The sequence below is a fragment of the Flavobacterium sp. LK-23 genome (assembly GCF_058135255.1).
In genome coordinates, this window is the sequence record NZ_JBYUVT010000008.1 from 128,958 (window position 1) to 140,203 (window position 11,246).

Here is an 11,246-nt window from a genome sequence, read left to right on the forward strand (position 1 = left end):
TCAGGGTAACCATAAGATTCACTTTAAAAACCTATTTAGGAAGTCAAATTTTGAAATTCTGTGCGAAGATAAAAAAAATAACCCGAAAATTAAATCCAATTTTCGGGTTACCCAATATTATGATTCTAAAATTAATCTACGTTATCGTGCAAAAATGAATTGTTTGAACGTAATTGCAAATCGTTGTTACTATCTGTTCCAACAGAAATTCTAGAATTTGTATTGTTAGATTGTGAGTTAGACAAATCTATTCCTAATCTTTTATAAGCTGGCTCTTTTTCCAACTCATCAATTCTAGAAACATTGTTATGGAATTTATAGTTAAATTCTTTTAGTTTCTTTCTTCTTTCTTCGGCTCTTAAACGTAATGTTTCTTCAATAGTTAATTCTAAAGGAGAAACTTCAGAAGTTGTAGCCAAATCAGGTTGACTAGCAAAATCTGGTCTTGGTTTCAACGTGATGTTTAATTCCTCTGGAATGGTTTCTTCAACTACTTTCTCAACTGGTTTAGAAGCCAACAAATCGTTTTCAACTTCCATATATTCTTCTAGAGAATACTTAATAATTCCATTGTCTGAAACTTCAGTTACTGGAACAAATTGTACTGGATCGTTTACTTTAATATCACGAGTTTCATTTGTTAATTCAAACAAAACTCTGTTATCTTCAACAACTGGTTCTCTTTTTATAGGCTCTTGCTTGAACAAAGGAAGATCGAAAGAAAAAGTAGTTTGCTCTTCTCTTTCAAATACTCTTTGCTGTTGTACTGGCTGCTGCTGTACTGGTGGCTGTTGCACTTCTCTTGCTGCTGGCGTTTCAGGAGCAGAGATTGTAAAATCGATATCGGTAATTGGCGAAACAATTTCGAAAGTTACGTCAAGATTTTTGATAAACTCAGACATAACCACTAACTCTTCCTGATTGATAGCTGGAGCAACAGCTTGAACTGGAGTCGGAGTAAAAGTTTCGTCATCATCAATTAAATCAAAAACTACTTTATCTTCCACTTTTGCTGTTGGTGTGTCCACAGTTAAATCAAAAGATGCAAGCGGTTTATTAGTTAGATTATGAACACTTCTTTGCTCATCTTCTAACGTGTGAATGATTTTCTTTGGTTCTGTATTTACAATTTCATTTTGTTGTTCTACATCAAAACCTGTTGCGATAATAGTTACTGCAATAGCTTCGCCAAGACTTTCGTCTTCACCAACTCCCATGATAATGTTTGCATTGTAACCTGCTTCAGCTTGGATGTGATCGTTGATTTCTCCGATTTCGTCCAGAGTAATCTCATTAGTTCCAGAAACGATAAGCAACAATACGTTTTTGGCACCAGTAATTTTATTATCATTCAACAATGGAGAATCTAAAGCCGAAACAATAGCATCTTTAGCTCTGTTTTCGCCTTCAGCTACAGAAGACCCCATTATAGCAGTCCCACTGTTGGCCAAAACAGTTTTTGCGTCACGTAAATCGATATTCTGAGTATAGTGGTGCGTAATTACTTCGGCAATACCCCTAGAGGCTGTTGCCAAAACTTCATCCGCTTTCGAGAATCCAGCTTTAAAACCTAGATTTCCGTATACTTCTCTTAATTTATTATTGTTGATTACAATTAAAGAATCGACTTGCTTACGCAATTTCTCAATTCCAATAATAGCTTGCTCCTGACGCACTTTCCCTTCAAACTGAAACGGAATGGTCACGATACCAACTGTCAATATTTCTCTTTCTTTTGCTAATTGCGCAATTACCGGAGCTGCACCAGTTCCAGTTCCTCCACCCATACCAGCAGTAATAAATACCATCTTAGTACCGCGGTCCAACATCTTTTCAATATCAGAAATACTTTCAATTGCAGACTGCTGTCCAACGTCTGGATTTGCTCCAGCTCCTAACCCTTCAGTTAAATTAACTCCTAACTGAATTTTATTGGGTACTGAACTATTTTGAAGCGCTTGCGAATCGGTATTACAAACGATAAAATCTACGCCTTTAATACCTTGTTTGAACATGTGGTTAATTGCGTTACTTCCGCCTCCACCTACACCTATTACTTTGATTACATTTGATTGATTTTTTGGTAAATCAAATGAAATACTTCCAAATTCTGAGTTGCTCATCATCTTTTTGGTTTTTTGAAATTCTTATTAAGTACATTTTTTACTTCTTGACTTGGGGCAAGAAATAATCCTTCTCTTTTTATTATTCTGCGTTGTCTAAAAATTCTTTGATTTTGTCGACATATCGATCAAAAAATGATCTTCTTATTTTGGTTTCAGTAGATTCATTTTTAGGCGCCTTCTGACTTACAACTTCTTCAGGCTCATCAATAGTTTCTACTCTTTCAACGTAGTTTTCTTCTACTTCGTATCGCTGAACTGGCGGAGCGGTTCTATAAACAATTTTTGGTTGCTCTTTTACCATTTCCATTCTAACAGCGCTTTGCGAACTGTTTTCGATACTGTTCATTACTAATCCTACTGCAGTTGCATATAACGGGCTAGAGATTTCTTCTCCAGAGTTTCCTGCCAAATGCTCGTTCGGATAACCAATTCTTGTATCCATTCCAGTAATGTATTCTACCAGCTGTTTAATGTGCTTTAATTGTGCACCACCACCTGTTAATACAATTCCAGCGATTAGCTTTTTACGAGGATCTTCGTGTCCGTATGCTTTAATTTCTGCAAAAACTTGCTCTACAATTTCCACCACTCTTGCGTGAATAATTTTAGATAAGTTTTTAAGCGAAATCTCTTTTGGCTCTCTTCCTCTCAAACCTGGAATAGAAACAATCTCGTTATCTTTATTTTCGCCTGGCCAAGCAGATCCGAATTTTATTTTTAAAAGTTCAGCTTGTTTTTCGATGATCGAACAGCCTTCTTTGATATCATCTGTAATTACATTTCCACCAAAAGGAATTACAGCCGTATGGCGAATGATACCGTCTTTGAAAATAGCTAAATCTGTTGTTCCGCCACCAATATCGATAAGCGCAACACCAGCTTCTTTTTCTTCCTGACTCAAAACAGCATCTGCCGAAGCTAATGGTTCTAATGTCAATCCAGACAATTCTATTCCTGAACTCTGAATACATCTACCAACATTTCTGATAGAAGATGCCTGTCCAACTACAACGTGAAAACTAGATTCTAATCTTCCGCCATACATTCCGATTGGCTCTTTAATTTCAGACTGTCCGTCAATTTTGAACTCTTGTGGCAAAACGTGAATAATTTCTTCTCCTGGTAACATCGCCAGTTTGTTTACCTGATCGATTAGAAGTTGAATATCTTTTTCACCAATTACTTCTTCTGGATTATTTCTACTGATGTAATCTGTATGCTGAATACTTCTGATGTGCTGTCCGGCAATACCCACAACCACATCTTTAATTTTGTATCCTGAATTATTTTCTGCTTCGACTATCGCTTGTTGTATCGATTGAATCGTCTGCGTAATGTTGTTTACTACTCCTCTGGCAACACCCAAACTTTTGGATTTACCAATGCCCAAAATCTCCAACTTACCATATTCATTTTTTTTGCCAATCATGGCAACGATTTTGGTTGTTCCAATATCTAGACCTACTGCAATATTATCTTTTTCCATTTTCTATTATTTAGTGCAAACTACTTGTTCCGTAAACCTAAGGTCAATTTTTTTGTATTTGTATAACGAACTATCTAAAACTGCTTTTTGAAAAAAGGCTTTATAGTTTCTAAATTTCTTATCAACATTCATCGTTCTTCCAAAATCTATGAAGTAATCATAGTTACGATTAAACATTTTTAAGCTTCCATTCGGCATAATCTCTACAGCAATGATGTTTTTTTTCAAAAACGCATCGTCATAAATTGTGCGAAATAAAGCGGCTAAATCTTCGTTATTTTTTTCATTTATTGCCCCTGAAACAAGAGGAACTCGCGCAGTGAAATTGTCCGATAAGGGCATTTTATTTCCCTCATAGTCAATATAAAAAGAAGCAGCGCCGTCATAAACTCTTGCTATGGGCGTCTTCTGTTTTACTACTGCTTTTAGAACTCCATCAATACTTACAAAAACGTTTGACTTCTCAATCATCTCTTGCGTATCGAGGGTTTTCTCTATCTTATTCAAATCTAGTTCATCTTTTCTAATACTGGAAGCGTCTCTTCTATTTTCTATCAACAATTTATTAACCGTCTCTGGCTTCACAAAAAGCGTATTTTCTCCTACAAAAACGACCACTGATTTTTTCAATTTTCGATCTCCATTTCGGTGTTTAGCGAAAGAATATAGAAACAAAACCAGTCCGAAAATAAGTACTAATCTAATATTTGCCCAATTAAATATTTTCATTTAAAACCTTTTTAATTGACGGAACCATCTCTCCCAGATCACCAGCTCCAATTGTTACAATAATAGGTGCATCACTGGCTTTAATTTCACCTAATAAATCTTCTTTTGCAACAATCTTTTTGTTCGAATTTGTCATTTTACCCAAAAGCCACTCAGAAGTTACTCCTTCCATCGGAAGCTCTCTAGCAGGGTAAATATCCATCAAAAACACTTCATCAAACTGCGATAAACTTGCTGCAAATCCGTCAATAAAGTCTCTTGTTCTGCTAAACAAATGCGGCTGGAAAATTGCCAGAACTTTACGCCCTGGATACAACTCCCTAACTGCTTGATGAACAGCATTTATTTCTGTTGGATGATGTGCATAATCATCAATATACACTAAATTTTCACTCTTAATTTGGTATGAAAAACGTCTTCTAATTCCGTTGAACGAAGCAATGGCTTTTGCAATAGAATCAGTCGGGGTGCCATAAGTTTTAGCCATCGCAATAGCCATTAATCCATTCATTAAATTGTGTCTTCCAGGCAATCCAAAACGCAAATCCTTCATAATTTCTGATGGCGTCTGCACATCAAAAACATAGGCCCCATCTTCAATGCGAACATTAAAAGCCTTATAAACAGCATCTTCATTTACAGCACATTGAACTCCCTCTAAAGGCAATTCTTTGGTAATGAAGAGATTATTTTTATCCTCAACTTTTGAAGCAAATTCTCTAAAAGAAGCCTCAATTGCATCACTTGTTCCGTAGATATCTAAATGATCCGCATCCATAGAAGTCACACAAGCGATATCTGGACGCAAATGCAAAAACGATCTGTCAAATTCATCTGCTTCTACAACTGTTACCGTTTTTCCACTTCCTATCAAGTTTGAATTATAATTCTCTACAATTCCTCCAATAAAAGCCGTTACATCAGCACCGCTTTGAAACAAAATATGGCCCAAAATACTAGAAGTTGTTGTTTTTCCGTGTGTTCCTGCCACTGCAAAACAAAAAGTGTCTTTACTTATAATTCCAAGAACTTCTGCTCGTTTTTTAACCTCGTAATGTCTTTCAATAAAATAATTCCATTCTGAATGTGTTTTTGGAACCGCTGGCGTATATATCACCAACGTATTCTCTACATAATAATCTTTTGGAATTAAGTTTATATCATCTTCAAAATGAATATCAATACCGCTTTCAACCAATTCATTAGTTAACATAGAAGGCGTTTTGTCGTAACCTGAAACTTGTTTTCCAATAAACTTGAAATAACGAGCCAGAGCACTCATTCCGATTCCTCCGATACCAATAAAATAAACGTTTTGTATTTGATTTAAATTCATTTTTTATTTGCTTTAAGCCTTCAACTTATTATATTATTTAATCAACTTCACAATCTCTGCCACAATATCTTGTGTAGCTCTTGGTTTTGCCAATTTTTTAATGTTATCACTTAATTGTTTCTGTTTTCCAGAATCTTTCAGCAGCGCTTCAAAAACAATGCTAAACTGACTGTCAAGCTCAGATTCTTTCAACAAAATCGCACCTTTAGCATCAACAATCGCTTGTGCATTTTTAGTCTGGTGATCCTCAGCTACATTCGGTGACGGAATAAAAATCACTGGTTTCCCCACAATGCACAATTCTGACACTGATGAAGCACCTGCACGTGAAATTATGACATCTGATGCTGCGTAAACAAAATCCATTCTTTCAATAAAATCAACCACTTTTACATTCGGCTGATTGTATTTTTTATAATCTTCAAAATATAATTTTCCGCATTGCCAGATTACCTGAACGTCTTGCGAAAGGAAATTTTGCAATTCTTTTTCGATTAACTGATTGATTCTTCTTGCTCCTAAACTTCCTCCTAAAACCAATAATGTTTTCTTATTCGGATCTAAACCATAGAAAGCAATTGCTTCTTCACGTTTGCTATCAATATCAATCAAATCCTGACGAACTGGATTCCCTGTTAAAACAATTTTTTCTTTTGGAAAAAAACGCTCTAAATTTTCATAAGCCACACAAATTGCATTGGCTTTCTTGCTCAACAATTTGTTTGTAATTCCTGGATAAGAATTCTGCTCCTGAACCACTGTTGGAATTCCTGCCGAACCTGCCGCTTGCAATAAAGGTCCGCTGGCAAACCCCCCCGTACCGATTACCACATTTGGCTTAAATTTTTTAATTATTCTTTTTGATTCCAATAAACTGCTTGCCAATTTAAGTGGAAACATCAAATTTTGTAATGTCAATTTTCGCTGTAAACCAGCAATCCAAAGACCTTTTATTTCGTAACCTGCCTGAGGCACTTTCTGCATTTCCATTTTATCTCTGGCACCTACAAAAAGAAATTCTGCATCAGGAAATTGTAATTTTAATTCATTTGCAATTGCAATCGCAGGATAGATGTGCCCTCCTGTTCCTCCTCCGCTAAGTATGAATTTATACTTTGTCATCTGTCTAAAAATTACAACTTTTTTAAAAAATTTTATATTTTAATCTTATTTGTTTAAAACCGCATTCATCGGATTTCTTGAATTGTCTTCTATCGAATACATTGCCTCTTCTTCATATATTTCGTCTGCCGGTAAATCCTCTTCTGCCATTTCTTTATCTATCAATCGCTGTAAGGCTTCTTTTCGTTTTTCTCTCTCCAATTTATCCTCAGCAATTTCTTCTTCTTTTCTTGTTACACTAATGATAATTCCGAGTCCAAGACACGTCATCCAAATCGAACTTCCCCCGCTACTTATCAACGGAAGTGTCTGCCCTGTAACTGGCAATAATTCTACCGCAACCGCCATATTGATCATTGCTTGAAATATCATCGGAAACCCAACCCCAACGACAACTAATTTTCCAAACACCGTAGGAGCTTTATGCGAAGCAATTACAAATCGGAACAATAATAACAAATACAGAATAACAATTGAAACTCCTCCAACCAAACCATATTCCTCCACAATAATGGCATAAATAAAATCGGAAGAAGATTGCGGTAAAAAGTTCTTCTGTACACTTTTTCCTGGACCTAATCCTCCTAATTTTCCAGATGCAATTGCAATTTTTGCTTTCTCAATCTGATAATCATCTTCGTCTGGCTTATCTGTTGTGAAATTCGTAATACGACTTTCCCAAGTTGAAACCCTGCTAAAGAATCTTGAATCTGGAAAAGCTTTTGCTACCAAAAGGAAAAATGCCAACATCGCAACTCCTGAACCAATGATAAAAGCAATATATTTTAATGGATATTTACCAATAAATGTCAGCATCAAAACCATTGCAAAAATTAACGCCGTAGTCGAAAAGTTTGCCGGAAGAATTAATACTAATGTGATAAATACCGGAACCCAAAGCTGAATCAATGATGCCTGAAAGGGCTCATTTTCTTCTTTAGTCTTAGACAAATAGCGCGCTACATAAATAAACAATACAATAGATGCCAATGTTGATGTCTGAAACGTAATTCCGATAAAAGGCACCTGAATCCAACGGCTAGCGTTTGCTCCAGCGATAACAGTTCCTTTTAAAAGCGTATAAAGCAGTAAAATCCAAACCACCGGAAGCGCAATCTTCGAAATGGCTCTAAAATAGTGATACGGAACTCTATGCACCCAGTAAATAATTAAGAATCCAATACAGATATGCGCCAAATGTTTTACTAAATACCCTAATGTATTTCCTGTTCCGTGCCCAATATAAGCCAAATTACTACTCGCACTAAAAACAGGCATAAACGAAAACAACGCCAATAAGGCCACAAATGACCATATTACCCTATCTCCTTTTAGTTTGTTTACTAATTGCTTCATTGTAGATTTCTGATTTTAGATTTTAGATTATTTTCCAAAACCTTCGGTTTTTATTGATTGATTCTTTTATTTACTGTTTTTAAACTACTCACAAAAATTGCTGTTAATTCATTTGCTTCTTTTAACAACGTTTCTAATTCCTCTTTAGCAATCCACATTTTTTCTTTTATAATTTCTAACCAAAACAAAGTTTCATCTGCTTCTTCTAAAACTATGTTCATTTTAGAAATAAATTCTTTATCACTTCGAGCTCTGCATACCGCTCGATAATTCGCACCGACTGATGTTCCACTTCTCACTATTTGACTTGCAATAGATCTAATCACATTGCTATTTGGAAGCTTCTCAGCTAAATCAATTACCATCAAAGAGAATCTCTTTGTTCTCACCTTCATTTCATTCGTCGTCATATTCAAAAGAACTTATTTGAGTTCAAAGATTGGAAACAATCTAAAATCTGAACTCTAAAATCTAAAATTATAAATTGTGCACCGCTTGCTTAAATTGCTTTCCTCTGTCTTCGTAGTTTTCGAACAAATCGAAACTTGCGCAGGCTGGAGACAATAAAACTACATCGCCTTTTTCTGTTAATCTTTGAGCAGTTTTTACTGCATCATTCATATTGTTCACTTCAACCATAATATCAACAACGTTTCCAAAAGCATCAATAATTTTACGGTTATCGATTCCAAGACAGATAATTGCTTTTACTTTTTCGCGTACTAACGACATTAATTCGTTGTAATCGTTTCCTTTATCAACACCTCCAACAATCCATACTGTTGGTGAATTCATACTATCCAAAGCAAAGAAAGTAGCGTTTACATTTGTTGCTTTTGAATCGTTGATATATTGAACGTTCTGTATTTTTAATACTTTTTCTAAACGGTGCTCAACACCTTGGAAATTAGATAAACTTTCACGAATCGTTGCATTTCTAATTTGCATCAATTTAGCTACAGAGCTTGCTGCCATGGCGTTTTTCATATTATGTTTTCCTTCTAACGCAATGTGTTCTGTATCCATTGTAAACTCTTCTTGGTTGATCTTTATTTCCATTTTGTTGTTATTTATAGAAGCCCCTTCATCAAATTTTTTCGTCAATGAAAAAGGAATTAGTTTTGCTTTTGTTTTGTTCTTCTGTAACCATTCTGTACTTGCGATATCATCCGCATCGTAAATGAGATAATCATTTTCAGTCTGGTTCATCGTTATTCGGAACTTCGAATTGATATAATTTTCATATTTATATTCGTATCGATCTAAATGGTCCGGACTTATATTGGTTATAATCGCAATATCGGGTCTGTAATTTATTATTCCGTCTAACTGAAAACTGCTTAATTCAAGAACGTAGGCATCAAATTTATTCTCAGCCACCTGCCAGGCGAAGCTCTTTCCAATATTCCCTCCCAATCCGACATTTAATCCTGCATATTTCAACAGGTGATGGGTCAGCATTGTTGTGGTGGTCTTACCATTACTTCCTGTAATCCCGATGGTCATTGCTTCTGTGTAAGGAATCGCAAATTCAATTTCCGAAATCACTTTCACTCCTGCCGCAACCAGCTTTTTTACTATCGGAGATTTGTCTGGAATTCCTGGGCTTTTCATTACCACATCTGCATTTAGAATTAAATCTTCTGTATGTTGCTCTTCTTCCCAAGCTATTTTATTAATGATAAGAACTTCTTTGTAACTCTCTTTTATTTTTCCAAAATCGGATACAAAAACATCATATCCCTGTTTCTTACCGAGGATCGCGGTTCCTACACCGCTTTCTCCTCCTCCTAAAACTACTAATCTCATTTATCTTAATTTTAGGGTAATGATTGACAATATGGCTAACATTACTGCAACAATCCAGAAACGAGTTACGATTTTACTTTCGTGATATCCCTTTTTCTGATAATGATGATGAAGCGGCGACATCAGGAAAATTCTTCGTCCTTCTCCGAAACGCTTCTTCGTATATTTAAAATAAGTTACCTGAATAATTACTGAAGCACTTTCTGCTAAGAAAATTCCACAGAATAAAACAATCAATATTTCTTTACGAACTGCAATGGCCAAAACTGCGATAATCCCTCCAATAGTCAAACTTCCCGTATCTCCCATAAATACAGAAGCTGGATAAGAATTGTACCAAAGAAAACCAATCAATGCACCAACAAAAGCCGAAATAAATACCGTCATTTCTCCCGAATTGGGGATGTACATAATATTCAGATAATTTGAAAAAATGATATTACCCGAAACGAATGTAAAAATCCCGAGCGCGAGGACAGATATTGCAGAGGTTCCGGCGGCGAGCCCATCAATCCCATCTGTTAAATTAGCCCCATTTGAAACTGCTGTAATAATAAAAATAACTACTGGAATAAATACTAGCCAAGCCCATTTCTCATAGCCATCTCCCATAAAAGACAATACTTCTGCGTAGTCAAATTCGTTGTTTTTTACGAAAGGAATAGTTGTTGCTGTAGATTTTTCTTCAACCCCTGCTGGTACAATAACTGTTGAATTTACTACAGTTTTAAATACATCTGTACGGCCAGTATCTGTTCTTACCGTTACGGCAGGGTTAAAATAAAGAACCGCTCCAACAATAATTCCAAGACCAACCTGTCCAATTACTTTAAAAATACCTTTTAAACCTTGCTTGTCTTTTTTAAATATCTTGATATAATCGTCAACAAAACCAATAGTTCCCATCCATAACGTAGTTACAATAAGCAATACAATATAGATGTTATGTAATCTTGCAAATAACAAAACTGGAATTAAGGTTGCAACAATGATAATTAACCCTCCCATTGTTGGTGTACCAGCTTTTTCATTCTGACCTGCAAGACCAAGCTCACGTACAGTCTCTCCAACTTGCTGACGGCGTAAAAAGTTAATTACTCTTTTACCATAAATAGTCGACAGAAGCAACGAAAGCATAAATGCCAAAGCTGACCTAAATGTGATGTACTGGAAAACTCCTGTTCCAGGAATGTCCAATGTTTTATCAAAATATTCAAATAAATAGTACAGCATATTTTCTTATTTTTTTAAATTCCAATCTCGAATTAAATTCCAATTTTTT

9 protein-coding genes are annotated in these 11,246 nt (G+C 35.5%); all 9 read right to left on the bottom strand.

The window, feature by feature from the left end:
* Nucleotides 1-131: 131 nt before the first annotated feature.
* The 9 genes from ftsZ to mraY all read right to left on the bottom strand — a co-directional run bounded on the left by ftsZ (nt 132) and on the right by mraY (nt 11,197).
* Nucleotides 132-2,126: a cell division protein FtsZ gene (ftsZ, locus tag AC3Y25_RS13895; protein ID WP_379796342.1), complete on the bottom strand. Its 1,995-nt coding sequence runs from the start codon at nt 2,124-2,126 to the stop codon at nt 132-134.
* 79 nt (nt 2,127-2,205) lie between these two features.
* Nucleotides 2,206-3,612, bottom strand: coding sequence for a cell division protein FtsA (gene ftsA, locus AC3Y25_RS13900; protein WP_250834005.1), 1,407 nt, complete (start codon nt 3,610-3,612; stop codon nt 2,206-2,208).
* Nucleotides 3,613-3,618: 6 nt separating this feature from the next.
* On the bottom strand, nt 3,619-4,341 hold the full coding sequence (locus AC3Y25_RS13905; RefSeq protein WP_248729504.1) for a cell division protein FtsQ/DivIB: 723 nt from the start codon (nt 4,339-4,341) through the stop codon (nt 3,619-3,621).
* Nucleotides 4,328-5,677, bottom strand: a complete 1,350-nt coding sequence (murC, locus tag AC3Y25_RS13910) for a UDP-N-acetylmuramate--L-alanine ligase (protein ID WP_489903152.1) — start codon at nt 5,675-5,677, stop codon at nt 4,328-4,330. The genes AC3Y25_RS13905 and murC overlap by 14 nt, the downstream gene beginning before the upstream one ends.
* A gap of 33 nt (nt 5,678-5,710) precedes the next feature.
* Nucleotides 5,711-6,799: an undecaprenyldiphospho-muramoylpentapeptide beta-N-acetylglucosaminyltransferase gene (gene murG / locus AC3Y25_RS13915; protein ID WP_489903153.1), complete on the bottom strand. Its 1,089-nt coding sequence runs from the start codon at nt 6,797-6,799 to the stop codon at nt 5,711-5,713.
* Nucleotides 6,800-6,844: 45 nt separating this feature from the next.
* Nucleotides 6,845-8,155: an FtsW/RodA/SpoVE family cell cycle protein gene (locus AC3Y25_RS13920; protein ID WP_489903154.1), complete on the bottom strand. Its 1,311-nt coding sequence runs from the start codon at nt 8,153-8,155 to the stop codon at nt 6,845-6,847.
* Nucleotides 8,156-8,205: 50 nt separating this feature from the next.
* The gene (locus tag AC3Y25_RS13925) at nt 8,206-8,565 is read right to left on the bottom strand and encodes a four helix bundle protein (protein ID WP_201998398.1); all 360 of its coding nucleotides are present in this window, start codon (nt 8,563-8,565) and stop codon (nt 8,206-8,208) included.
* A gap of 67 nt (nt 8,566-8,632) precedes the next feature.
* Nucleotides 8,633-9,964, bottom strand: a complete 1,332-nt coding sequence (murD, locus tag AC3Y25_RS13930) for a UDP-N-acetylmuramoyl-L-alanine--D-glutamate ligase (protein ID WP_201998400.1) — start codon at nt 9,962-9,964, stop codon at nt 8,633-8,635.
* A complete protein-coding gene (gene mraY / locus AC3Y25_RS13935; RefSeq protein WP_250834009.1) occupies nt 9,965-11,197 on the bottom strand; it encodes a phospho-N-acetylmuramoyl-pentapeptide-transferase in 1,233 nt (410 codons plus the stop codon). It abuts the gene before it with no gap.
* Nucleotides 11,198-11,246: the final 49 nt, after the last annotated feature.

Bases quoted from the DNA above. Each gene is read 5' to 3' on its own strand.
- mraY (WP_250834009.1), bottom strand. From the start codon at position 11,197: ATGCTGTACTATTTATTTGAATATTTTGATAAAACATTGGACATTCCT.
- ftsA (WP_250834005.1), bottom strand. From the start codon at position 3,612: ATGGAAAAAGATAATATTGCAGTAGGTCTAGATATTGGAACAACCAAA.
- AC3Y25_RS13925 (WP_201998398.1), bottom strand. From the start codon at position 8,565: ATGACGACGAATGAAATGAAGGTGAGAACAAAGAGATTCTCTTTGATG.
- murD (WP_201998400.1), bottom strand. From the start codon at position 9,964: ATGAGATTAGTAGTTTTAGGAGGAGGAGAAAGCGGTGTAGGAACCGCG.
- murG (WP_489903153.1), bottom strand. From the start codon at position 6,799: ATGACAAAGTATAAATTCATACTTAGCGGAGGAGGAACAGGAGGGCAC.
- AC3Y25_RS13905 (WP_248729504.1), bottom strand. From the start codon at position 4,341: ATGAAAATATTTAATTGGGCAAATATTAGATTAGTACTTATTTTCGGA.
- ftsZ (WP_379796342.1), bottom strand. From the start codon at position 2,126: ATGATGAGCAACTCAGAATTTGGAAGTATTTCATTTGATTTACCAAAA.
- murC (WP_489903152.1), bottom strand. From the start codon at position 5,677: ATGAATTTAAATCAAATACAAAACGTTTATTTTATTGGTATCGGAGGA.
- AC3Y25_RS13920 (WP_489903154.1), bottom strand. From the start codon at position 8,155: ATGAAGCAATTAGTAAACAAACTAAAAGGAGATAGGGTAATATGGTCA.